The sequence below is a fragment of the Janthinobacterium saanense genome (assembly GCF_014200675.1).
Classification (GTDB): Bacteria; Pseudomonadota; Gammaproteobacteria; order Burkholderiales; family Burkholderiaceae_D; genus Janthinobacterium.
This window is the reverse complement of the sequence record NZ_JACHCI010000016.1, coordinates 95396-120580: the sequence shown is the minus strand read 5'-3', so window position 1 is coordinate 120580 and position 25185 is coordinate 95396. Positions and strand designations below refer to the sequence as shown.

Sequence of the window (25185 nt, the reverse complement as noted above, 5' to 3'; positions counted from 1 at the left end):
CAGTCCAGGCTGGATACAGTAGAGAGTGACGACATCTTAATTCTTTAATGGAATGGATTTACACAATGAATATGCCCGATCCCCAAGTCATGACCCAGGAGTGGATGGCGCAGATCAGCGATCCGAACCAATGGAAGACCTGGTTCAACATGGTACCGCAACCGGCGGCTAATCCGATTGCCGGTATCTTGCAAGACACCGGCGCCAGCATCAAGCCGGAAGTCATCGAGCAATTGAAAAATGACTACATGGCCAAGCTGACGGGCTTGTGGGGCGATTTCATGGGCGGCAAGACGCCTGAATTGAAAGACCGCCGCTTTGCCGCGCCAGCCTGGCATGCCAGTCCCTTGTCGGCTTTTAATGCGGCTGCATATCTGTTGAACGCCGAATTCCTGGCCGCCATGGCCGAAGCGGTGGAAGCATCGCCACACCAGAAACAAAAAATCCGCTTTGCGGTGCAGCAAATTGTCGACGCCATGTCGCCGGCCAATTTTCTGGCAACCAATCCCGACGCCCAGCAAACCCTGATCGAGACCAAGGGCGAGAGCCTGGCCAAGGGCTTGACGAATATGCTGACCGATATGCAGAAGGGCCGCATTTCGCAGTCCGACGAATCTGCCTTCGAAGTGGGCCGCAACGTGGCCACCACGCCGGGCACGGTGGTGTTTGAAAACGCCTTGTTCCAGCTGATTCAGTACACGCCAAGCACGGCCACCGTGCATGCGCGGCCGCTGCTGATGGTGCCGCCGTGCATCAATAAATTCTACATCCTCGACTTGCAGCCTGAAAACTCGCTGGTGCGCTATGCGGTAGAGCAGGGCAATAGCGTGTTCCTGGTCTCGTGGCGCAATCCGGACATGAGCATGCAGCACGTCACCTGGGACGATTACGTGGAACAGGGCGTGATCGAAGCGATCCGCGTCACGCAAGAGATTTCGGGGCAGGATAAATTGAATCTGTTCGGCTTTTGCGTGGGCGGCACCATCGTCTCGACCGCGCTGGCCGTGCTGAAGGCGCGTGGACAGAATCCCGCATCCAGCCTGACCCTGCTGACCACCTTCCTCGACTTTTGCGATACGGGCGCGCTCGAGGTCTTCATCGACGAGCCGCAAGTGGCGCTGCGCGAGCAGGCCCTGGCCAAGGGCGGGCTGATGTCGGGGCGCGACCTGGGCAGTACTTTTTCCAGCCTGCGGCCGAACGACCTGGTGTGGAACTATGTGCAGTCGAATTATCTGAAGGGCAAGGAGCCGGTCGCCTTCGATCTGCTGTACTGGAACGGCGATGGCACCAGTTTGCCGGGCCCCATGTTTTGCTGGTATCTGCGCCACACCTATCTGGAAAACAGCCTGAAAGTGCCGGGCAAGCTGACGGTGGCCGGTGAAAAAATCGATTTGAGCAGCATCGATGCACCGGCCTTTATTTACGGCTCGCGCGAAGACCATATCGTGCCCTGGGGTTCGGCCTATGCGTCGACGGCGCTGCTCAATCCCAAGAAGCCGAAAGCCAACCGGTTTATCCTCGGCGCCTCGGGCCATATCGCCGGCGTGATCAATCCGGCCTCGAAGAAAAAGCGCAGCTACTGGAGCAACGATCAGCCGCGTGCGGCCAAGGCCAAACCCTTGAGCGCAGAGCAGTGGATGGACGGCGCGACCGAGCATGCAGGCAGCTGGTGGCCAGAGTGGGCCGCCTTCCTGGCCGAACATGGCGGCGCTGAAATCAAGGCGCCAGCCAAACCTGGTGGCAAGCGCTACAAGGCGATCGAAGCGGCACCCGGGAGGTATGTTAAAGTCAGGGCAGATTAAGGACACCTAACAAAACCTACTGCGCGTCGTGATTTGCGGCCTGCGATGCTCACTGTGCATGCGCACAGCTCCGCTTCTCAGCCACAACTTACTTCCGCTCGCTACGGTTTTGTTGGGTGTTGTAAGTGTGTTGCAAGGCAAGATCAGGGTAATCTCTGGTCTTGTCAGGAATCTACTTCTAGTTGCGTTGCAATAAATGTGGGAATCTTTGCCACGAATGTGCAAAGTGGCCGTTTTCCACTCTATAATGCAAAAAGTAGGCAGGTGCGAAAGCGGACCCCACGTTCGCTTTTTTTTCGGATTAACTCAGTATGCGTTGCGGCGCAATAAGTGGGACTTTGTGATGAGTAGTGCTAAAAAAAGTATAGACCGCCTGATTAAAAAATACCCTAACCGTCGTTTGTACGATACCCAAACCAGTTCCTACATCACCTTGACGGACGTCAAGCAGCTGGTGTTGGACAATGAAGAATTCACGGTCGTCGATGCCAAGTCCAGCGAAGACCTGACGCGCAGTATTTTGCTGCAGATCATCCTGGAAGAAGAGGCCAACGGCGCGCCAATGTTCTCCAGCAGCGTGCTGTCGCAAATCATCCGCTACTATGGCCACGCCATGCAGGGCATGATGGGTTCTTACCTGGAAAAGAACGTGCAGGCGTTCACCGATATCCAGCATAAATTCACGGGCACCTCGGCCGGTAGTTTCGACGGCAAGCCTTTTAGCCCTGAAATGTGGACACAATTCATGAACGTGCAAGGTCCGATGATGCAGGGCATGATGAATAACTACATCGACCAGAGCAAAAGTCTGTTTGTGCAGATGCAAGAACAAATGCAGAGCCAGAGCAAGAATCTGTTCGGCACCTTCCCATTCGTGCCGCCAGTACCGCCGACGGACAAGAAGTAAATACCAGCAAATATGGGGCTTGCAAGCAAGCCCATGGCGCGGCACAGCGGAGCTTTCCCCTGTGCCGTTTTTTTTGCCGCACCGCAGCACAAGCGGCTTTCCGGGCCATCCTTCGTCAATTTACGCAAAAAATTGCGTTGACATTGAAAATTCTTCACTGGTAGTATTACTACACATTGTGGAAGCGCTTCCACTCCCATCCGAAGTGAAGGAGATTGTGTGAATCAAGCTGCCGTATCCGTTATCCCGCCCGTATCCGCCGCACTGGAAACAGAATTTTCGCCACCGGCCGATTCGGTGTTGTGGAAGAAAGACTTTTTGCTGGGCGTCGCCACCGCGGCTTACCAGATCGAAGGCGCCGTGCATGAAGATGGCCGTTTGCCATCGATCTGGGATACTTTCTCTGCCACCCCAGGCAAGGTGCTGGCCGGTGACACGGGCGAGTTCGCCTGCGACCACTATCACCGCTGGGAAGAGGATGTCGAGAACATCGTCGCCCTGAATGTCGACGGCTACCGCCTGTCGATCGCCTGGCCCCGCGTGATGTATGAGCAAGGCCAGCCGAACGCGGTCGGCATCGCCTTCTACAAGAAACTGTTGCAGCGCCTCAAGCAAAAAGGCTTGAAGACCTTTGTCACCCTGTATCACTGGGACTTGCCGCAACACCTGGAAGACCGTGGCGGCTGGCTCAACCGTGAAACGGCTTACCGTTTTGCCGACTATGCAGACCTGATGAGCCGCGAACTGTCCGGCCTGGTTGATGCCTGGGCCACCTTGAACGAACCATGGTGCTCGGCTTTCCACGGTTACGGCGGTGGCCACCATGCGCCGGGCAGGGCAGACGTGCGCTACGCTACGCAAGCCATGCACCATCTGTTGCTGGGCCACGGCCTGGCGCTGGTACATCTGCGCCGCAACGATCCGGGTGCGCAAGTGGGCCTGGTAGCCAACGTGGGCCGTGGCACGACCACCGGCAGCAGCGCCGCCGACAAGCGTGCGGCCGAGCTGTTCGAGCTGCAGCACAACAACTGGATTTTCGATCCGCTGCTCAAGAAAAGTTATCCGGAAGCCTTGTGGAGCTTGTGGCCGGGCGCCAAGCCGCTGATACTGGAAGGCGACATGGACATCATCGGTGCACCGATGGACTTCCTCGGCATCAACTACTATTTCCGCACGAATGTGGTCAGCGATGGCGCGCATGGTTATCTGGAAGTGGATCTGGAAGGCGTGGAGCGCACGCAGATGGGCTGGGAAGTCTATCCGCAAGGCTTGTACGACTTGCTGGTCGGTTTCCATCACGAATACGCCAACCTGCCACCGATCTACATCACGGAAAACGGTACGGCAGCCGACGATGAAGTGGTCGATGGCAAGGTGGCTGACCCGCGCCGCATCTCCTTTTTGAACCGCCACCTGGCAGGGGTAGACGCAGCGGTCAAGGCAGGCGTGGACATCCGCGGTTATTTCATCTGGTCGCTGCTGGATAACTTCGAATGGGCTTTCGGTTACGAGCGCCGTTTCGGCATCATTCATATTGATTATGCGACGCAAAAGCGTACCTGGAAGCAGAGCGCCTTTCTGGTGCGTGATTTCCTTGCCCGCCGTAATGCACAGCCTTGAAGAGTGTGAGTATCGTTGATGTTTGAAGGACGTTTCATCTGGTAAAGTTTTAGGTATAGGCATAGCCGATTCATTCCCATAAAAAGAGCGCTGGACGCTCACAGGAGACAACATGAATAAAACCAATAAAACTGCCGGCGCAATCGCGCTGGCCCTGGCAGCCCAGGCTGCTCTCATGGCGCCGGCACTGGCGCAAAATCCCGCGCCCCTGAAAGCCACCGTGATCCACTGGTGGACCTCGGGCGGTGAATCGGCGGCCATCCGCCAGTTTGCCGATGCCTATAACAAGGCCGGTGGCCAGTGGATCGACCAGGCCATCGCCGGCGCCGACCAGTCGCGCGCCACCACCATCAACCGCATCGTGGGCGGCAACGCGCCCGTGGCGGCGCAGTTCAATACCTCGCAGCAGTTCCGCGACATCGTCGACCAGGGTTTGCTCAATAATATCGATGACGTGGCGATCAAGGGCAACTGGGAACAGATCATGCCGCCATCCATCATCAACGCCATCAAGGTCAAGGGCCATTTTTATGCGGCGCCCGTCAGCATCCACATGCCGGCCTGGTTCTTCTATTCCAAGGCCGCCTTCAAGAAAGCCGGCATCGCCGACGAACCGAAGACCTGGGATGAATTCCTGGCCGACCTGGCCAAGCTGAAAGCGGCCGGCGTGGTGCCGCTGGCCTTCGGCGGCCAGGTATGGCAGGAAAAAATCACCTTCGACGCCATCTTCGCGATGGTGGGCGGCTCCGAGCTGTACCTGAAAGTCTACCGCGACCGCGACCAGGCAGCCGTCAAGTCCGACGCCTTCAAGCAGGTGCTGGTCGCCTTCAAGAAACTGCGCGGCTTCATCGATCCGGGCGCGCCTGGCCGCAACTGGAATGACGCCACCGCCATGGTCATCACCGGCAAGGCTGGCGTGCAAATCATGGGCGACTGGGCCAAGGGTGAATTCTCGGCCGCGAAGCAGACGGCTGGCAAGGAGTTCGGCTGCTTCCCGGGCTTCGGTCCGAAGTCGCCGTACATCGTCGCCGGTGACGCTTTCGTGTTCCCGAAATCGACGAATGCCGACGTGATCAAGGCGCAGAAACTGCTGGCCACCACCATGACGTCGCCAGCGGCGCAAGTGGCCTTCAGTGAACGCAAGGGGTCTATCCCTATCCGTGGCGACGTCGATGACAGCTCGCTCGACATCTGCGCCAAGCAGGGTATCGCCATCATGAAGGACAAGTCGCGCCAGTTGGCGAACTCCGAGATGCTGACCTCGCCCGACACCAACGGTGCCCTGCAGGACGTGCTGACCAATTACTGGAACAAGAACCAGTCCGCCGAAGATGCGCAAAAGGCGTTTGCCAGCGCCTTGAAAGAGTAAGCGCCGCAATTCACGGGAGACGGTATGAGTCATGTCAACAAGCCGGCGAAGCGGCGACGCTTTTCGCTGGCCGCCAATATCGCGCTGCTGCCGATGGCGCTCACGGTATTGTTCGCCTATCTGGGAACGATGCTGTGGACCCTGCGCGTGTCGGTCAGCAGTTCGCGCACTTTTCCGGCCGACGATTTTGTCGGCGCCGCGCAGTATGTCCGCCTCTTTAATAACGAGCGCTGGCTGCTGTCGCTGCATAATCTGCTGATCTACGGCGTGCTGTTCATCGCCGCCTGCCTGGTGCTCGGTTTCCTGCTGGCCGTCTTCATCGACCAGAAGGTGGCCGCCGAAGGCGTGCTGCGTACCGTCTTCCTGTATCCGTATGCGATGTCCTTCGTGGCCACTGGCCTGGTCTGGCAATGGATGCTCAATCCTGAGCTGGGCATCCAGGAGGTGCTGCACAAGCTCGGTTTCGAGCATGCGCGCTTCGACTGGATCATCGACCAGGACATGGCCATCTACACGGTGGTGATCGCCACCGTGTGGCAGGCTTCCGGCCTGGTGATGGCGCTGATGCTGTCCGGCCTGCGCGGCATCGACGAAGAAATGTGGAAAGCTGCCCGCATCGACGGCATCCCGCGCTGGCGCGTGTACGTCAGCATCGTACTGCCGATGCTGGGGCCGTCGATTTCGACCGCCTTCGTGCTGCTGTTCGTGATGGTCGTCAAGGTGTATGACGCGGTGGTCGCCATGACGCAGGGTGGTCCGGGTACGGCCAGTGAAGTACCGGCCAAGTTCATCATGGATTATCTGTTCGGACGGGCCAATATCGGCCTGGCCTCGGCCGCTTCGGTGGTCTTGCTGACCACGGTGCTGGCCATCGTCGTTCCCATCTATTTTGTGCGCAACCGCGCCAGCAAGGGCAAGGTGGCGCGATGACTGCCGCTGTAATCAATCCGGCGGTCCGCCGCCGCTCGCGTCTGACGCCGGCCCGGCTGGGCATATATGCCTTTTTGCTGTGCGCAGCGCTGTTCTTCCTGCTGCCGCTGTATGTGATGCTGATCACCTCCGTCAAGCCGATGGAAGAAATCCGCCTGGGCACCTTGTTCGCGCTGCCCGTGCACGCCACGCTGGAGCCATGGAGCATGGCCTGGCAGTCCGCCTGCACGGGGCTCGAATGCAACGGTATCCGTGGCGGCTTCTGGAATTCGGTCTACATCGTGGTGCCCAGCACCATCTTGTCGATCGCGGTGGGCGCCGTGAATGGCTATGCGCTGTCGTTCTGGCGGCCGCGCGGCGCCAACCTGCTGTTCGCCGTGCTGATGATGGGCGCCTTCGTGCCGGTACAGGTGATGGTGTATCCGCTGGTGCGGCTGCTGGCAATGGCCAATCTGTTCAGCTCCTTGCCGGGCATTATCCTGATCCACACGATCTTCGGCATGCCCGTGATGACCCTGCTGTTCCGCAATTACTACGCGGCGCTGCCGCAGGAACTGTTCAAGGCGGCGCGCATCGATGGCGGCGGTTTCTGGCGCATTTTCCTGCAATTGATGCTGCCCATGTCCACCCCCATCATCGTGGTGGCGGCCATCATGCAGGTCACGGGGATCTGGAATGACTTCCTGTTCGGCCTGGTGTTTGCCGGCTCCGAACATTTGCCGATGACGGTGCAGCTCAATAACATCATCAACACGACCACGGGCGAACGCCTGTACAACGTGAACATGGCGGCCACCATTCTGACCTCGATGGTGCCGCTGGGTCTGTATTTCATTTCCGGCCGCTGGTTCGTGCGCGGTATCGCCTCCGGCGCGGTCAAGGGCTAACAAGGGTAATTATGTCTAATGTAGCGATACGTAATCTTCAGATCCAGCTGGGCGGCAATACCATCATCGACGCCTTGAATCTCGACGTGCAGGCCGGTGAATTCGTGGTTTTGCTGGGGCCTTCGGGCTGCGGCAAATCGACCCTGCTGCACACCATCGCCGGCCTGATCGACGTCAGTGGCGGCAATATAGAAATCAGCGGCCAGGACATGACCTGGGCCGATCCGAAAGACCGGCGCATCGCCATGGTGTTCCAGTCCTATGCGCTGTATCCGACCATGAATGTGGAGCGCAATATGTCCTTCGGCCTGCGCATCAGCGGCACGCCGAAGGCCGAGGTGGAGCGCCGCGTGGCGCGCGCGGCCGACATGCTGCAGCTGCAGCCGCTGTTGAAGCGCAAACCGGCCGAGCTGTCGGGCGGCCAGCGGCAGCGCGTGGCCATCGGCCGCGCCATCGTGCGCCAGGCCGACGTGTTCCTGTTCGATGAACCGCTGTCGAACCTGGACGCCAAGCTGCGCACGGAACTGCGGCGCGAACTCAAGCAGCTGCACCAGCAGCTGGGCGCGACCATGATCTATGTCACGCATGACCAGGTTGAAGCGATGACCCTGGCCCAGCGCATGGCCGTGATGAAGGGCGGCGTGATCCAGCAGTTCGACACGCCGGCCGCCATCTACCGCGAACCTGCCAATCTATTCGTGGCCACCTTCCTCGGTTCACCCGGCATGAATCTGTTCCGTGGCACCTTGCACCACGAGGCGGGCGGCATCGCCTTCCGCAGCGGCAGTGTGACCCTGGACGTGAGCGCCTATGCCTTCAAGCAGGCGCCCACCGAAGGGCAGACCTGCGTGCTGGGCGTGCGGCCGGAAGATATCAGCGTCGGCCAGGGCTTGCCGTATCAAGCTGGCATTTCACTGGTCGAGGCGATGGGCAATCACAAGGTAGTGTGGATGGATTTCCACGGCAACCAGATCGCCAGCGTGGCGCAGGAGCAGGATGTGATCGATGCGGGCCACACCACGTTCTCGATACGCACGGCGCAGGCCTCGCTGTTCGATGGCGTCAGCGAACTGCGCCTGTAATTCGCTTGTAGTCTAGATTCCTTGCCGCTTCGCTACCGAGGCGCGCAGGGTAATCGTCACAGGGAAGTCGCGTTCGATGGTGTAGCTGGTGCCGTAGCACTGGTTCAGCAGCCAGCGCACGGCGTTCTGCGTCAGTTCCTGGATGGGAATGTGGACGGAGGTCAGGCCAGGCGCCGTGAAGGCGGCCGAATAGTCATCGTCGTAGCCGACCACCGATACATCATCGGGCACGCGGATGCCGGCGCGGTGCAGGCATGACATGGCGCCGACGGCCATTTCGTCGTTGGCGCAGAACAGCCCCGTGAACGGTTTGCCGTCGTCGAGCAGCGCCTGGGTGGAAGCGTAGCCGCCTTCGCGCGAAAAGTCCGAGCTGATCAGCGGCACATCTGGCCTGGCGACGCCATGGCGCGCCAGTTCATCAAAAAATCCCTGCATGCGGCTTTGGTTGTCTGACGTTTCGGGCGGCCCCGAGACCACGGCCAGCTGGCGGTGATCCGCTTCGAGCAGGGTGCGCGCGGCCAGCGCGCCGCCCTGGTAATGGTCGGGGCAGAACGACGCCTGCGCCAGTTCTGCATGGCGCCGGTTCAGGAAGGCCATCTTCGGATGCATGCGGTGCAGCTGCACCAGGTCGTCATCGTGCAGGTCGTGGCCCAGCACGACGATGCCGTCGCAATCGCGCCCGATCAAAAACTTGACTGCCTCGATGGCTTCATCGCGCGGCGTGCCGTCGCCGCAGCCGGTGGCCACCACCACATGGCGGCGCAGCGCGCGCAGTTCAATGTCGGTCTGCTTCAGGATGGTGCCGTAATAAGCGCCAAAGAAGGAGGGCGCGAAGATGCCTATCATGCCCAGCGACTTGGCCGACAGCGAACGGCCGATCGACGAGGGGCGGAAATTGAGTTGCTTGATGGCCGCCTGCACGCGCGCCAGGGCATCGGCCGATACGGGGCCGGCGCCGGAAATGGCGCGCGAGGCGGTCGACATGCCTACGCCGGCGAGCACTGCGACGTCTTTCAGTGTTGCCACGTAGTCGGTTCTCCTGTGGTGGTTATTGCTATCATTTTTGCGGTCAAATCGGCTTGGAATGCGACAGACCAGGCCTTGGGCTTACTTATCCGGATCGTAGCACGGATCATGCGCGCAGAATAATGTACAATGTTCGATTGGTCAAAATTTTCCTGGCAACCTATCATGCATTCGATCTCCCGTATTCCTGTCGTCAAATCCGAGCCTGTCGCCGCCATTCCCGGCGCTGCACCAAAAGTAGGCTTTGTCTCCCTCGGCTGCCCGAAAGCGCTGGTCGATTCCGAACAAATCCTCACGCAACTGCGCGCCGAAGGCTATGAAACGGCGAAATCGTATGATGGCGCCGACCTGGTCATCGTCAATACCTGCGGCTTCATCGACGCCGCCGTGCAAGAGTCGCTGGACGCCATCGGCGAAGCGCTGGCCGAAAACGGCAAGGTCATCGTGACCGGCTGCCTGGGCGCCAAGAAAGATGCGGCTGGCGACGACATCATCATGAAGGTGCACCCGAAAGTGCTGGCCGTGACCGGCCCGCATGCGCTGGGCGAAGTGATGGATTCGGTGCATAAATACCTGCCGAAGCCGCATGCGCCTTTCCTTGACCTGCTGCCGCCGCAAGGCATCAAGCTGACGCCGAAACACTACGCCTACCTGAAAATCTCGGAAGGCTGCAACCACCGCTGCAGTTTCTGCATCATCCCGTCGATGCGTGGCGACCTGGTGTCGCGTCCTATCGCCGAATTGATGATGGAAGCGGAAAATCTGTTCAAGTCGGGCGTCAAGGAATTGCTGGTGATTTCGCAAGACACCTCGGCCTATGGCGTGGACGTGAAATTCCGTTCCGGCTTCTGGAATGGCCGTCCTGTGAAAACCCATATGACGCAGCTGACCGAAGCGCTGGGCGAGCTGGCCAAGTCCTACGGCGCCTGGGTGCGTCTGCATTACGTTTATCCTTACCCGCACGTGGACCAGATCATCCCGATGATGAGCGGCGGCCATATCCTGCCTTACCTCGACATCCCGATGCAGCACGCCCACCCCGATGTGCTGAAGCGCATGAAGCGCCCGGCCAGCGGCGAGAAAAACCTGGACCGCATCCAGGCCTGGCGCGCGATTAACCCGGACCTGACCATCCGGTCCACCTTCATCGCCGGTTTCCCGGGCGAGACGGAAGCGGAATTCGAATACCTGCTGGACTTCCTCAAGGAAGCGCAGATCGACCGCCTGGGCTGCTTCGCCTATTCGCCAGTCGAAGGCGCGACCGCCAACGAGATCGCCAATCCGGTGCCGGAAGAGCTGCGCGAAGAGCGCCGTGGCCGCGTGATGCTGCTGCAGGAAGAAATCTCGAAAAAACGTTTGCAAGCCAAGGTCGGCAAGACCGTGCGCGTGCTGATCGATGAAATCACCCGCACCGGCGGCGTGGGCCGCTCGGCCGCCGACGCGCCGGAAATCGATGGCGTTGTCTACGTCAAGCCGCCATACGAGCCGCACCGCAAGCTGGTCGTGGGCGAATTCGTCGATGTCAAGATTACCTCGTCCGACGCGCATGACCTGTGGGGCGCCGCCGAGTAAAGGTATGTAAGGGCGTGTAACAGTCGTACGGCATCAAAGGGCCAAAGCCCTTACAATCAAGGCGGACCAGCACTATGCGGTCCGCCTTTTTTATTTTGCGACGACGCCATGACCCAGAAAAAATCTCCGCAGACGGCGCTGATCCACAGCGATTACCAGGCGCCGCCAGGCTTTGCCGCCTTTCCCAACGCGATACACCACGCATCGACCGTGCTGTTCAAGAACGTGGCGGCGATGCGCTCGGGCGAGTGGAAAGATAAAAACGCCTACACCTATGGCTTGCATGGCACGCCCACCACTTTTACTTTGGAGGCGCGGCTGGCGGCGATCGAAGGGGGCAATCACTGCCTGCTGGCGCCATCGGGCCTGGCGGCCATCGCCATGGCCGATTTCGCCCTCTTGAAAAGCGGTGATGACGTTCTGTTACCGGAAAACGTCTACAACCCGAACCGCGAACTGGGGCGCTGGCTGGCGCACGATTTTGGCATCACGGCCCGCTATTACGATCCGCTGATCGGCGCCGGCATCGCCGCCCTGATACAGCCGAATACAAAACTGATCTGGACCGAAGCGCCGGGTTCCGTGACGATGGAAGTGCCGGACTTGCCCGCCATTTGCGCCGCCGCCCATGGTCGCGGCGTGCTGGTGGCGCTGGACAATACCTGGTCGGCAGGCCTGGCCCTGCGCGGCTTTGACCTGGGTGTGGATATCATCATGCAGGCGCTGACGAAATACCAGTCGGGCGGCTCGGACGTGCTGATGGGCGCGCTCATTACGCGCGAGCGGGCGCTGCACGAGCGCCTGGCGCTGGCGCACATGCGTCTGGGCATGGGCGTGGGGGCGGACGACGCCTACCTGGTGCTGCGTGGCTTGCCCACCATGAAGCTGCGCTTCGACGCCCACGATGCGGGTGCGCGCGCGGTGGCGTCATGGCTGAAGGGCCGCCCAGAAATCGCCACGGTGCTGCATCCGGCGTTCGAAGACTGCCCTGGCCACGCCCTCTGGCAGCGCGATTTCACGGGCGCGGGCGGCCTGTTTTCGGTGCTGTTCGATGCGCGCTATACGGAGCAGCAGACCGACCGATTTGTCGACGCCTTGAAACTGTTCAAGATCGGTTATAGCTGGGGCGGCGCCAACAGTCTGGTGATGCCATATCCGGTCGCCGTCATGCGCAAGGGCTGGCGGCAAGCCGGGCAGCTGGTGCGGCTGAACGTGGGCCTGGAAGACCCGCAAGACCTGATCGCGGATATACAACAGGCGTTCGCCGCACTGGCATGATGGCTTACTGCGGCATGGCGGTATTGCTGTTCAAGTCGATGAAGCCGCGTAGCAGCCGGTAGGCTTTCCACAACCAGGCGATACCCCAGACGACGATGGCGGCCGGGATGCCGATCAAGGTCACCCACAGGATGGCGCCCACCACGACCCAGGCGACGTACCACCAGAAGGACCGGATTTGCCAGCTGTGATGGCTGTACACAAAAGTGCCAGCCGTCTCGCCCCGTTTCACATAATTGATGATCAGCGGGATGAAGGAAAAGGCGCCCAGCGAGAACAGGAAGCTGGCGCCATGGATCAGGTATAAGCACCAGGCCAGGGTCTTGGCCTGGTTGACGTTGTTTTCCAAAATAATCTGTTGTGACATGGTCGCTCCTTGCTTGCTGGAGTTTTAATTGTAGCAAGCCATGCAAGCTTGCGTAGCCAGTCACGGATGAAAGAGGTGGCAGTGCTGAAAACCGAACAAGATGCAAGCCCGCTGCAAGGGCGCTTTCGCCGCGTATTGCAGGCCGCAAGCCTGCTATGCGCATTGGCTGTGCCCGCAGCATATGCCCAGCAAGCGAAGTCCAGCCTGGCCGGCGATATCACGGCAGGGCTGAAGGAAGAGGGCTTGACGGGCGCCGTCTGGACCGAGCTGCAGCCCGATGGCAACATCGTCACGGGCGCCGCCGGCCTGAAAAATGCCGCCAGCGGCTTGCCCATGCAGGCCGATACGCGTGTCCAGGTAGGTTCGGTCGCCAAGGTGGTGCTGGCGCTGGGCGTGCTGCACCTGGTCAGCGAGGGCAAGCTCACGCTCGATACTCCCCTGGACCAGATACTGCCCCAGCTGGCGCTGAAAAATCCCTGGCAAGCCAGCGATCCGGTGCGCATGCGCCATTTGCTGGCGCATACGGCGGGCCTCGATGACCTGCGCTTCTGGCAAGCGTTCAGTAGCCAGCCCTTGCCTGATACCCCGCTGGCCGAGGCCTTTGCCCATGGCAGCAACCTGCTGCGCGTGCATGCGCGCCCGGGCAGCCGCTATGCCTATTCGAACATGGGCTATGGTTTGCTGGGCATGGTGATCGAAAAAATCACCGGCCAGCCCTATGAGCGCTACCTGGATACCCAAGTGCTGCAGCCGCTGGGCATGGCTGACAGTACTTTTGCCTTTGTCACGCAAGCGGGTCCGCAGGCCGATCCGCGCCTGGCCATGGGCCACTTTGAGCGTGGCATCACGCAAACGGCCGTGCCCATGTATCTGCGGCCGGCTGGCCAGTTCACCACCACGGCGGGCGACATGGGCAAGCTGGCGCAATTCCTGATGGGCGACGGACAGCTGCACGGTAGCCCTTTCATCGCCGCGCCGCTGATGGCGGCGTTATCCAATCCTGTGGGAACACAGGCGGCGCTGGCAGGGCTGGAAGCGGGCCATGGCCTGGCGCTGGCCACGCGCGATCGCCACAATGTACTGGGCGCTTGCCACCCCGGCACGACGGTGGGTTTCCGCGCCATGCTGTGCGTGTATCCCGAACAGAAAAGCGCCTTCTTCGTGGCCTTCAATACCGATAGCGAAATAGCCGATTATGAACGCTTCAACCGACTCCTGATGCGCGACCTGGAACTGCCGCTGCGCGGACCGGCGCCATCGGGCAAGCCGGCCCCCACGGTGGAAAACTGGGAGGGCGTGTACCTGCCATCGCCAGGCGCCATGAGCAGCATGGCCTGGGTCGATACGGTCTTCGGTTTCGTGCGCCTGAAATGGGATGGCGATGATCTCTACCTGATTCCCTTCCAGGGCCAGCCGAAGGAATTGGAACCGCTGGGCGGCCTGCTGTTCCGCGCCAGCGACCGCAGCGCGCCATCGCATGTGCTGATGCAGGCCGATGGCCGCTATATGTTCAGCGATGGCTTGCATACGTATGAACGGGCGTCGATGCTGCGCATGCTGGTCTTGTGGGGCAGTGCGGCGCTGGGCGTGGCCGGCTTGCTGTACTTGCTGCTGATGGGCCTGTGGCGCGCCGTGCGGCGCAAGCTCAAACGCAGCGACCAGCTGTTTGCGCCGCTGCTGTCCGTGCTGGCGCTGCTGCTGCCAGTGCCGTTCTTCGTGTTCCAGTCCTTTTTACGCCTGGGTGACGTGACGATGGCCAGCGTGCTGCTGGCGATCGTCACGGGTGCGCTGCCGCTGGCCATGGCCTTCGGCCTGGCCCGTTGCTGGCGTGGCCGCCAGCAGGCGCATGGGGTAGAAAAGTTTGACTGGATCGCCTTGCTGGCGGCGCTGCAATGGCTGCTGGTGCTGGCTTGGTGGGGACTGCTGCCACTACTGTTATGGCAGCTGTAGCGGTTTAATTGAGAATCGTCAGGATGCCATCGAGGCCGACAAAGTTCAGTGCTACGTCGGCCTGCGAACGCACCACGGGCTTGGCGCGGAAGGCGACTGACAGGCCGGCGATGCCCATCATTTTCAAGTCGTTGGCGCCGTCGCCCATGACGATGGCTTGCGATGGCGAGATGCCCAGCTCTTCGCACACGCGTTCCACCGTGCGCTGCTTTTCTTCGGCGTCGACGATGCCGCCCAGGACTTTGCCGGTCAGCTTGCCGTCCAGGATTTCCAGGGTATTGGCGTGCGTGTAGTCCAGGTTCAAACGCTGCTTCAGGCGTTCCGTAAAGAAGGTAAAACCGCCCGAGACCAGCAGCGTTTTCAGGCCGGCCGCCTGCACCGCCGCCAGCATTTTCTCGGCGCCCGGCGACAGTTGCAGCCGTTCGTCATAGACGCGCTGCAGGGCAGAGGCGTCCAGGCCTTCGAGCAGGGCCACACGCTGCTTCAGGCTGGCGGAAAAATCGAGTTCGCCGCGCATGGCCGCTTCCGTAATCGCCGCCACCTGTGGCTTCAAGCCTTGCATGTCGGCGATTTCATCGATGCATTCGATGGTGATCAGGGTCGAATCCATATCCATCGCCAGCAGTTTGAATTCGGCCAGTTCGCGCTGGCCCATCATATAGGTGGCGTCCAGCTGGGCCGCGTGGGCTGCCACTTCGATGGTGGGGCGCAGCGCTGGCGAGTAGGCGATTTTTTCGCAGCGCACGGCGTTGGGGCCCAGGCGCGTGATGTGCGTGGGCGCGGCCAGCGCGGCGATGCGCTCGAGCCTGGCCATGTCGCCGTCGAGACCCTGCAAGATCAGATTCATGGTGATGGAAGTCGTATTGGTCATTAGTCAGCCTGGCGTAGATAGTTGCGATAGTTTACACGGTCAACTGTTTGATGGTGGTCTTGATCTGCGTGACGCGCGCGGCCAGGTCCGGCATGGCGGCGCTGATCTTCAGCTTGTCCTGTCCATGCAGCTTGATATGGCGGTTTTTCTGGATCAGTTCGATAATGCGCAGCGGATCGATAGGCGGCTTGGGCATGAATTGCAGCGTAGCCGCTTCGCCATGCACGTCTATCTTGACGATACCCACGGTCTTGGCAGCGATGCGCAAACGATGCGTTTCGATCAGCGCCTTGACGGCGTCGGGCAGCTTGCCGAAGCGGTCGATCAGCTCTTCCTGAATATCGTCGATCTTGTCTTGCGTGGCGCAGTTGGCCAGCCGTTTGTAGATCGACAGGCGCTCGTGCACATCGCCGCAGAAGTCGGCCGGCAGCAGGGCCGGCACGTGCAGGTTGATTTCGGTGGTGGACGCCAGCGGCGCCGCCAGGTCCGGTTCCTTGCCCGCCTTGAGCGAACGCACCGCTTCGTTGAGCATGTCCGAATACAGCTGGAAGCCGATTTCCGTCATCTCGCCCGACTGGCTCTCGCCCAGCACTTCGCCGGCGCCGCGGATTTCCAGGTCGTGCATGGCCAGGTAAAAGCCGCTGCCCAGTTCTTCCATCTGCTGGATCGCGTCCAGCCGGCGCTGCGCCAGCTTGCTCAAGCCCTGCACGTCGTGTACCAGCAAATAGGCGTAAGCCTGGTGATGCGAACGGCCCACGCGGCCGCGCAGCTGGTGCAATTGCGCCAGGCCGAACTTGTCGGCGCGGTGCATGATGATGGTGTTCGCGGTCGGCACGTCGATACCGGTTTCAATGATGGTGGTGCACAGCAAAATGTTAAAGCGCTGCGCCACGAAGTCGCGCATGACTTTTTCCAGGTCGCGCTCGTGCATCTGGCCGTGGGCCACGGCGATGCGCGCCTCGGGCAGCAGCTCCGTCAGCATGGCCAGGCGGTTCTGGATGGTGTCCACTTCATTGTGCAGGAAGTAGATCTGGCCGCCCCGTTTCAGCTCGCGCAGACAGGCTTCGCGGATGATGGCTTCGCCTTCGCTGCGCACAAACGTCTTGATGGCCAGGCGTTTTTGCGGCGCGGTGGCGATAATCGAGAAATCGCGCAAGCCTTCCAGCGCCATGCCCAGGGTACGCGGGATCGGCGTAGCCGTCAGGGTCAGCACATCGACTTCCGCGCGCAGGGCTTTCAGCGCTTCTTTCTGGCGCACGCCAAAGCGGTGTTCTTCGTCGATGATGACCAGGCCCAGGCGGGTAAACTTCACGTCGTCGGACAGCAGCTTGTGCGTGCCGATGATGATGTCGAGCGTGCCGTCGGCCATGCCCTTGAACGCCTGCGTGATTTCCTTGCCGCTGCGAAAGCGCGACAGTTCGGCGATGCGCACGGGCCAGTCTGCAAAACGGTCGGCAAAGGTTTGCGCATGCTGTTCGGCCAAGAGGGTGGTGGGCGCCAGGATCGCCACCTGCTTGCCGCCCATCACGGCGATGAAGGCGGCGCGCAAGGCGACTTCGGTCTTGCCGAAACCGACGTCGCCGCACACCAGGCGGTCCATCGGTTTGCCGGACGTCATGTCCTTGATGACATTGCGGATAGCCTCGGCCTGGTCCGGCGTTTCATCGAAACCGAAGCTGTCGGCGAAGCGTTCGTAATCGTGTGATGAATATTCGAAGGAATGGCCCTGGCGCAGCGCGCGGCGCGCATACAGGTTGAGCAGTTCAGCGGCCGTATCGCGCACCTGATCAAAGGCGCGCTTCTTGGCTTTTTCCCACTGGCCCGAACCGAGCGAATGCAGCGGCGCGTCTTCGGGCGAAGCGCCCGAGTAGCGCGAAATCACGTGCAGCTGCGACACGGGCACATACAGCTTGGTGTCCTTGGCGTATTCCAGGTGCAAAAATTCGGTTTCGCCTTCGCCCAGGTCCATGCTGGTCAGGCCCATGTAGCGGCCGATACCGTGATTGATGTGCACCACCGGGTCGCCGATTTTCAGCTCCGACAGGTCGCGCACCATCGATTCGACCTGCGTCACGCCTTCCTGTTTTTTGGTGCCCACGCGGCGGCCCGAACCGGCATACAGCTCCGTTTCGGTGATGAAGGCGAGCTTGCCATCGGCCGTGTACAGCTCGAAACCGGCATGCAGCGGCGCCACGCCCAGCACCAGCTTGGCATCGGATTGCAAAAAGCCCTGATGGCCTTCGACGGGCGCCAGCTGCAAATCGTATTCGGCGAAATACTGCTGCAGGGTTTCGCGGCGGCCGTTCGATTCGGCGCAGATCATCACGCGGCGGCCCGGCTGCAGCAGATAGCTGCGCAGCTTGGCCAGCGGATCGTCGGCGCGGCGATTCACGGCCACGTTGGGGATAGGCGCCGACAACTCGGAGGCCAGCGCATCGTTGGACGTGGCAATCGCCAGGCGCGGATAGGGCTTGGCCAGGCTGAAGAATTGTTCGTCGCTGAGGAACAGCGCTTCGGGCGCCAAAATAGGGCGTTCGCGGTCGGCTTTCAGGAAGCGGTAGCGCGATTGCGTATCGGTCCAGAAGCGGCCTATGGCGGCGTCAATGTCGCCCACCAGCGCCAGCGCGGCGTCTGGCGGCAAGTAGTCGTACAGGGTGGCCGTTTCTTCGAAAAACAGCGGCAGGTAATACTCGATGCCGGCCGAGGCGATGCCGCTGCTGATGTCCTTGTAGACTACCGAGCGCGACGGGTCGCCTTCGAACTGTTCGCGCCAGCGGCTGCGGAAGGTGGTGCGGGCCGCGTCGTCCATGGGGAATTCGCGCCCCGGCAGCAAGCGCACTTCATGCACGGGGTACAGCGAGCGCTGGGTGTCGGCGTCAAAGGTGCGTATGCTTTCGATCGTGTCGCCGAACAGGTCGAGCCGGTAGGGCAGGGCTGAGCCCATCGGGAACAGGTCGAGCAGGCCGCCGCGCACCGAGTATTCGCCGGGCGACATCACTTGCGATACATGGCTGTAGCCGGCCAGGGTCAGCTGCGACTTCAGGCGGGCTTCATCCAGCGTCTCGCCCTTCTTGAAGAAGAAGGTGTAGGCGGCCAGGAAGGAAGGCGGGGCCAGGCGCACCAGCGCCGTGGTGGCCGGCACGATCAGCACATCGCATTGGCGGTTGCCGATTTCGTGCAGGGTGGCCAGGCGTTCGGAGACCAGGTCCTGGTGCGGCGAGAAGGCGTCGTAGGGCAGTGTTTCCCAGTCGGGCAGCAAATGGCAGCGCAGCTGCTTGCCGCCAAACCACGGTATTTCATCGAGCAGGCGCTGGCCATCGCTGGCCTGCGCCACCACCACGGCCAGCATGCGGCCTTGCGATTTCAGTTCCAGCGCGGCGTTGGCCAGCGCCCAGGCGTCGGAGGAACCATATAAGGCCGGCAAGGCAAAACGGTTGCCGGCTTTGGGAAACGAGTGTTTTAAGTCAAATGACATGCAGGCGATGACAGAGTAATGGGGTGGAGGTGCGCGCCAGCCGGTTCGGCAGCGCAGCGACAATCATCATTATAGTACTTGGCAAGCCATGCCGCGTTTGTCGGGAGTTGCGTTCACACAGTAAAGGGATTGCTTTTTAAAAAATGTTTTTTTCACTAGACAGACGCAAATTCGTGGCGTAAAGTTGCCACATAGCATAAAAATAATCATTACCCAGAGACCGCGCCTTGCGCGCCTGGGCCGCAACCAGCCAGGTCACAGACCCTAGCCACTATTCCACACGCTGGAATTTTTTTGGCATGCGACTGGAAGCGCTTCCACAGACCGCGATACCTTGTTCTCAGGTCGTGATCTGATCATCTCCGGCTTTGCCGGGCTGTCGTTTTCATTGCACAGAATCTTCACGGGACGAGCGATCGCTTCCGTGGCGGTAACTTACCTCCTGGCCTGACAGGGAGGATGGCAGCAAGTATTTTTCCACTTCATTCGATGAGGAGACACTTTTGAAAACGACTATCAGCAAGTTCCTGGCGTTCTTTGCGCTGGGTGGAATGCTGGCCGCGTGCGGCGGCCAGGGAGAAGGGGGACAGAGTAGCAAGCTGCTGGCCCAGAGCGTGGCCAATTCAGGCGACGCAGCGCTGGCGGCCATCACGCCAGGCACCGTCTATACCCTGGTCAATCCGAATAGCGGCAAGGCGCTGCAGCCAGCCAATGGCGCTTCCAACGACGGTGCCATCACGGAAATTTCCACGGCCAATGGCTCGGCCGCGCAACAGTGGCAAATCATCAGCAATGCCAATGGCACGTACACCTTGCTGAACCAGAACGGTGGCAAGGCGCTTGACGTGCTGGGCGCCGCCACGCCCGATAGCAGCCCGGTCGGCATTTACACCAGCAATGGCACGGGCGCGCAGCAATGGCAGATCAACGCCAATGCCAGCGGTACCTACACTTTGATCAATCAAAACAGTGGCAAGGCGCTGCACGTGAGCAATGCGGGCACCGCCAATGGCACGCCGGTGCAAATTTTCACCAGCAATGGCAGTGCAGGGCAGCAATGGCAACTGACGCCGGCGACAGGTGGCGGCGGCACGGCGCCGGACTTCGGCCCGAACGTGAAGATCTTCGATCCTGGCATGAGCGCAGCGACGATCCAGGCGCAAGTGGACCAGGTCTACAGCCAGCAGCGTACCAACCAGTTTGGCACGAATCGCTATGCCTTGCTGTTTAAACCAGGCAATTACCCATCCACCTACGTCAACGTGGGCTTTTATACCCACGTGGCCGGCCTGGGTCCGCGCCCGGACGACACGCATATCAATGGCACGATACAGGTCGATGCATCCTGGTTCAACGGCAACGCCACGCAAAACTTCTGGCGTTCGGTAGAAAACATTTCGCTCACGCCTAGCGGCGGCACCAGCATGTGGGCCGTGTCGCAAGCAGCGCCGATGCGCCGCATGCACGTCAAGGGCAACCTGGCGCTGGCCGACAATGGCGGCTGGTCCAGCGGTGGCTTCATGTCCGATACCCTGGTCGATGGCGAAGTCAATTCGCAAAGCCAGCAGCAATGGCTGGCGCGCAACTCGCAATGGAATCACTGGGCCAGTGCCGTGTGGAATATGGTTTTCGTCGGTAACGTGAATTCACCGGTGGCCAGTTTCCCCAATCCACCGAACACGACGATTGCGCAAACGCCGAAAGTGCGTGAAAAACCCTTCCTGACCGTCGATGCGGCGGGTAATTACAGCGTCTTCGTGCCTGCGCTGCGCAGCAATAGCCAGGGTATCACCTGGACCAATGGCGCCGGCCCTGGCGTATCCTTGCCGATCAGCCAGTTCCATATCGCCAAGGCCAATGTCGACACGGCGGCCACCATCAACGCGGCGCTGGCGCAGGGCAAGCATTTGCTGCTGACCCCAGGCGTTTATAATCTGACCGATACCGTGCGTGTCAACAACGCCAACACTGTGGTGCTGGGCCTGGGCCTGGCCACCATCATCCCGACCACCGGCAAGGCTGCCATGACGGTGGCCGATGTCGACGGCGTATCGATTGCCGGCGTGCTGTTCGATGCTGGCGTGAGCAATTCGCCGGTGCTGCTCGATGTCGGACCGGTTGGCAGCAATACCCGCCACATCGCCAATCCTACCGTACTGTTTGACGTCTTCGCGCGTGTCGGCGGCGCCTCGCAGGGCAAGGCCACCATCAGCGTGCGCATCAACAGCCATGATGTGATCGGTGACAATCTGTGGATCTGGCGCGCCGACCATGGCATAGAAGGTGCAGTCACGCATGGCTGGACGATCAACCCTGCCGACTATGGCCTGATCGTCAACGGCAGCGATGTCCTCATCTATGGCCTGGCCGTCGAGCACTATCAGAAATACCAGACCCTGTGGAATGGCGAGCGCGGCAAGGTGTATTTCTACCAGAGCGAAGCGCCGTATGATGTGCCGACGCAAGCCCAGTGGATGGATGGCAACAAAAATGGCTATGCTTCCTACAAGGTGGCCGATCACGTGACTAGCCACGAAGCATGGGGCGTGGGCGTGTATTGCTACTTCAACGTCAATCCCAATATCAAGCTGCACAATGCCTTTGAGATTCCGGCATCGGGCCTGAATGGTGGGATGCTGCACAATATGACCACCGTCTCGCTGGGCGGCGTGGGCGAGATCACCCACATCCTCAACGGTTTCGGCCCAACGGCCAACGCCGCGTCGATGAATGCGGTGCTGGTGCAGTAAGCGGCTTAACTAAGTCGCGCAATCAAGCGAACCAGGCCGGCGCAGCGTACCCCTTCGGTGCGCCGGTTTTTGATGGCTATGTTTTTACATGGCCTTTTTTATGGGCGCAGCACATTGGCCACGCCAAACGGCACGTGCACCATGGGAATGTTGCCGCCCACCGATTTCAAGTGGCTCAGCTGGTCGTCAAAGAAGATGTGCGGCTTGAACACTTCCAGCACGCGCGACTTGTCCATGCCGCCCAGGAAAAACGTTTCGTCCGCCGCCACGCCCCAGCTTTTCAAGGTCGTCACCACTCGTTCGTGCGAAGGGGCGTTGCGCGCCGTGATGATGGCGATGCGCAAGATCTTCTTGTAATCAGGATCGCGCCGCTGCGCTTTTTCTTCCAGCCTTTGCATGGTCGCCAGCTTCTGGAACAGGCCGGCCAGCGGTCCGGGCCGGTGCGGTGTGCCCATGTGCAAGGTTTCATGGGCGTGGAATTCATTCAAGTCATTATTGCGCTTGAACACGGCTTCGGCTTCATCGTCGGCGATCACGCCGTCAAAGTCGAAGGCGACGCGCAATTCTTCATCGCTTTCATCGTCTTCCGTGCGCGAGGGCAGTACCAGGCCGGCCGGGGAATTGCAGGCCAGCGCGCTGCGCACGTCTTCTTCGTTTGCGCTGAGAAACAGCGAGGCGTTGAAGGCCGGCAAATAAGGGTAGGGCGGCTTGCCCGTCATGAAGGCGGCGCGCGAGATGTCGAGTCCGTAATGGGCGATGGAATGCATGACCCGCAAGCCCGTTTCCGGCGAATTGCGCGAAAACAGCACCACTTCTACCGGTGACTGCCGGACATAGTGCTTGTTGATGTTCAGGAAGCGGCGGATGAAGGGAAACGCCACGCCGCGCGGCAAGATCTTGTCGATATGCGCTTCCTGGTATTTGCGGTATTCCTCGGGGCCGCTATCGAGATAGATCTGGTGCGATTCGGACAAGTCAAACAGCGCGCTCGAAGCGACGCCGATCACCAGTTTGTGTTCGATAGGATAAGCCATGTTTATCAAGGTTTTCATTGTTTGCTTGCTGGCCATCTTATACGACTATTAACTCTGCAGCCAATAGCGGAATGCCCGGCATGGCCGCATTTTCGGGGCAGTTTTGGCGGGAAAAGCCATGGCAGGAAAAAAATCTTGTTTTGTATCAACCATGTATCAGTCAAAACGCTGGTTTTCCTCTATGCTGGCAAATAGCAAATCTAAGCAATTGTAACGAAATCCATGTCCCATTCCCGCCACCTTCTTTATCACCCACGTCCGCTGTGCCGCAAGCACAGGCCAGCAGCGAGATTGTCCATTGTTGCCATGCTTTATAAGGAGCTCGCCATGTTTAAAAATTTATTGATCAAATGGAAATTGGCGACCCTGGTCGCCATCATGATGCTGGCCTTGCTGGTGGTGGGCGCCAGCGGTTATGCCGGCATCGCCAAGGTGGGCACGGCCGTCAATGAAATCGGCGTGGTGCGTTTGCCATCCATACAGGGCTTGCTGATGATGAATGAAGGCGAGACGGCGGTGGCGGCGGCGACCCTGACGGCCGCCATCTATGAAAACAATTACCAGTCACAAGAGCAGTTTGCCCAGGCGCTGCGCCTGCGCGAGCGCGCCTGGAGCAATATCGAACAGGGCCGCAAGCTGTACGAGGCCTTGCCGCAGACGGATGAGGAAGTGGTGCTGTGGAAACGTTTTCAGGATGAATGGACTGTCTGGAAGAACGATGACGACAAGGTGGGCGCCACCTTGAATGCGCTGGCAAGCCAGCACGATGAACAGCAGCAGAAGGCGCTGTTTGTCGATTTCTACAAGCAATACCTGGACTCGCGTGGACCGTTCGGCAAAGTGGAGGCCACCTTGAACGAGATTATCAAGCTCAACAAGGGCGTGGCTGACACCAGCGTGGCCGATGGCGCGGCTACCGTCACCCGTTCGGAAAGCCTGATGCTGGTCATGGCCCTGCTGGCCGCTGCGCTGGGCATCGCTTGCGCCACCTACATCACGCGTGCGATTACCCGTCCCATCAATGCCGCCGTGCAAGTGGCGCAGACGGTGGCCGCCGGCGACCTGAGCAGCCGCATCGATGTGACGACGACAGAAGAAACGGGGCAATTGCTGCAATCGCTGAAAGACATGAACGCCAGCCTGGTGCATATCGTTGGCCAGGTGCGCAGCGGCACGGACACCATCGCCACGGCCTCGTCGCAGATCGCCAGCGGCAACCTCGACCTGTCTACACGCACGGAAGAGCAAGCCAGTTCGCTGGAAGAGACGGCGTCGTCGATGGAAGAGCTCACTTCCACCGTGCGCCAGAATGCCGACAATGCGCGGCAGGCGAATCAACTGGCGCGCAGCGCGTCCAGCGTGGCCGTCAAGGGCGGCGACGTGGTGGGCAAGGTGGTGCAGACGATGAACGCCATCAATGATTCTTCGCGCAAGATCGTCGACATCATCAGCGTGATCGATGGCATCGCCTTCCAGACCAATATCCTGGCCCTGAATGCCGCCGTGGAAGCGGCGCGCGCCGGCGAGCAGGGACGCGGTTTTGCGGTGGTGGCGAGCGAGGTGCGCAATCTGGCGCAGCGTTCAGCGGCCGCTGCCAGGGAAATCAAGACCCTGATCGGCGACTCGGTCGAGGCGGTGGACGAGGGCAGCAAACTGGTGGCCGAGGCGGGCGGCACCATGGCCGATATCGTCGCCAGCGTGCAGCGCGTGACCGATATCATGGCCGAAATCACCCTGGCCACGCAGGAACAAAGCTCGGGCATCGACCAGATCAACCAGGCGATCAGCCAGATGGACCAGGTGACGCAGCGGAACGCGGCGCTGGTGGAGGAATCGGCGGCGGCGGCGGAATCGCTGCAGGAACAGGCCGGCCAGCTGGCAGCGGTGGTCAGTGTCTTCAAGCTTGACGGGAAGGCGCCGGCACCGGTGCCCCTCCAAGCCTTCAAGCGTGCGCGGGCTACCCCCGTCCATGCTGCGCCACCTGTCAAGGTGCGTCCGTCGCTGCGCGTGGTGCCCACGCCGCGCAAGAATCAGCAGGAAGACGAATGGGAAGTGTTTTGATATTGTAAAATTTGCATCATCAGACAGTGCTGCGGCCGCCCTGTGCGGCCGTTTTATATGGCGGGGCCGGAAACTTTCCTGAAGCAATGCCAGTTACAGACCACTTTTTTATCAAAAATACCAGTGTTATAAAAATGGCTGGTTTGTCGCCTAAGCAAAACTTTGCAAATCTTAACGAGACATTGCCTGACAGATAACTCACAC

Annotated in this window: 17 protein-coding genes; 12 read left to right on the top strand and 5 right to left on the bottom strand. The window is 60.3% G+C overall.

Going from position 1 to position 25185, the window contains the following annotated elements:
* The first annotated feature begins 65 nt into the window (after nucleotides 1-65).
* From phaC to HDE72_RS20060, 7 genes are all read left to right on the top strand, one after another.
* Nucleotides 66-1802, top strand: coding sequence for a class I poly(R)-hydroxyalkanoic acid synthase (gene phaC, locus HDE72_RS20090; RefSeq protein ID WP_183744404.1), 1737 nt, complete (start codon nucleotides 66-68; stop codon nucleotides 1800-1802).
* Between the two features lie 343 nt (nucleotides 1803-2145).
* Nucleotides 2146-2709, top strand: coding sequence for a polyhydroxyalkanoate synthesis repressor PhaR (gene phaR / locus HDE72_RS20085; protein WP_183744401.1), 564 nt, complete (start codon nucleotides 2146-2148; stop codon nucleotides 2707-2709).
* A gap of 219 nt (nucleotides 2710-2928) precedes the next feature.
* The gene (locus tag HDE72_RS20080; RefSeq protein ID WP_183744398.1) at nucleotides 2929-4329 is read left to right on the top strand and encodes a GH1 family beta-glucosidase; all 1401 of its coding nucleotides are present in this window, start codon (nucleotides 2929-2931) and stop codon (nucleotides 4327-4329) included.
* A 175-nt stretch (nucleotides 4330-4504) separates the two neighbouring features.
* Nucleotides 4505-5698 (top strand): ABC transporter substrate-binding protein, encoded by a 1194-nt coding sequence (locus HDE72_RS20075; protein WP_183744597.1) that lies wholly within the window; start codon nucleotides 4505-4507, stop codon nucleotides 5696-5698.
* Between the two features lie 24 nt (nucleotides 5699-5722).
* Nucleotides 5723-6628 (top strand): carbohydrate ABC transporter permease, encoded by a 906-nt coding sequence (locus HDE72_RS20070; protein WP_183744395.1) that lies wholly within the window; start codon nucleotides 5723-5725, stop codon nucleotides 6626-6628.
* A complete protein-coding gene (locus HDE72_RS20065) occupies nucleotides 6625-7515 on the top strand; it encodes a carbohydrate ABC transporter permease (RefSeq protein ID WP_183744392.1) in 891 nt (296 codons plus the stop codon). Before HDE72_RS20070 ends, HDE72_RS20065 begins: the two co-directional genes overlap by 4 nt.
* An 11-nt stretch (nucleotides 7516-7526) precedes the next feature.
* The gene (locus HDE72_RS20060) at nucleotides 7527-8597 is read left to right on the top strand and encodes an ABC transporter ATP-binding protein (RefSeq protein ID WP_183744389.1); all 1071 of its coding nucleotides are present in this window, start codon (nucleotides 7527-7529) and stop codon (nucleotides 8595-8597) included.
* 12 nt (nucleotides 8598-8609) lie between these two features.
* On the opposite strand, the gene HDE72_RS20055 is transcribed toward HDE72_RS20060, so the two are convergent.
* A complete protein-coding gene (locus tag HDE72_RS20055) occupies nucleotides 8610-9623 on the bottom strand; it encodes a LacI family DNA-binding transcriptional regulator (RefSeq protein WP_183744387.1) in 1014 nt (337 codons plus the stop codon).
* A 165-nt stretch (nucleotides 9624-9788) separates the two neighbouring features.
* Between HDE72_RS20055 and rimO the strand changes: the two genes are divergently transcribed.
* Together rimO and HDE72_RS20045 are read left to right on the top strand one after the other, a co-directional pair.
* On the top strand, nucleotides 9789-11195 hold the full coding sequence (gene rimO, locus HDE72_RS20050; protein WP_221291331.1) for a 30S ribosomal protein S12 methylthiotransferase RimO: 1407 nt from the start codon (nucleotides 9789-9791) through the stop codon (nucleotides 11193-11195).
* 108 nt (nucleotides 11196-11303) lie between these two features.
* Nucleotides 11304-12473 (top strand): cystathionine beta-lyase, encoded by a 1170-nt coding sequence (locus tag HDE72_RS20045; RefSeq protein ID WP_183744384.1) that lies wholly within the window; start codon nucleotides 11304-11306, stop codon nucleotides 12471-12473.
* Between the two features lie 4 nt (nucleotides 12474-12477).
* Here HDE72_RS20045 and HDE72_RS20040 read toward each other — a convergent pair whose 3' ends face one another.
* Entirely contained in the window at nucleotides 12478-12840 is a 363-nt protein-coding gene (locus HDE72_RS20040) for a DUF4870 family protein (protein WP_183744381.1), read from the bottom strand.
* Between the two features lie 81 nt (nucleotides 12841-12921).
* Between HDE72_RS20040 and HDE72_RS20035 the strand changes: the two genes are divergently transcribed.
* Nucleotides 12922-14790: a serine hydrolase domain-containing protein gene (locus HDE72_RS20035; RefSeq protein WP_183744378.1), complete on the top strand. Its 1869-nt coding sequence runs from the start codon at nucleotides 12922-12924 to the stop codon at nucleotides 14788-14790.
* Nucleotides 14791-14794: 4 nt separating this feature from the next.
* On the opposite strand, the gene serB is transcribed toward HDE72_RS20035, so the two are convergent.
* Nucleotides 14795-15637: a phosphoserine phosphatase SerB gene (gene serB / locus HDE72_RS20030; RefSeq protein ID WP_183744591.1), complete on the bottom strand. Its 843-nt coding sequence runs from the start codon at nucleotides 15635-15637 to the stop codon at nucleotides 14795-14797.
* A 55-nt stretch (nucleotides 15638-15692) separates the two neighbouring features.
* Nucleotides 15693-19136 (bottom strand): transcription-repair coupling factor, encoded by a 3444-nt coding sequence (gene mfd / locus HDE72_RS20025; RefSeq protein ID WP_183744375.1) that lies wholly within the window; start codon nucleotides 19134-19136, stop codon nucleotides 15693-15695.
* Between the two features lie 503 nt (nucleotides 19137-19639).
* Here mfd and HDE72_RS20020 point away from each other — a divergent pair.
* Nucleotides 19640-21886: an RICIN domain-containing protein gene (locus HDE72_RS20020; protein ID WP_221291330.1), complete on the top strand. Its 2247-nt coding sequence runs from the start codon at nucleotides 19640-19642 to the stop codon at nucleotides 21884-21886.
* Between the two features lie 98 nt (nucleotides 21887-21984).
* Here the strand turns inward: HDE72_RS20020 and HDE72_RS20015 are convergent, their stop codons facing one another.
* Nucleotides 21985-22920, bottom strand: a complete 936-nt coding sequence (locus HDE72_RS20015) for a 5'-nucleotidase (RefSeq protein WP_183744584.1) — start codon at nucleotides 22918-22920, stop codon at nucleotides 21985-21987.
* A 327-nt stretch (nucleotides 22921-23247) separates the two neighbouring features.
* Here HDE72_RS20015 and HDE72_RS20010 point away from each other — a divergent pair, with 327 nt between their 5' ends.
* Complete coding sequence (locus tag HDE72_RS20010) at nucleotides 23248-24981, top strand: methyl-accepting chemotaxis protein (protein WP_183744371.1); 1734 nt, start codon at nucleotides 23248-23250, stop codon at nucleotides 24979-24981.
* The last annotated feature ends 204 nt before the right edge of the window (nucleotides 24982-25185 follow it).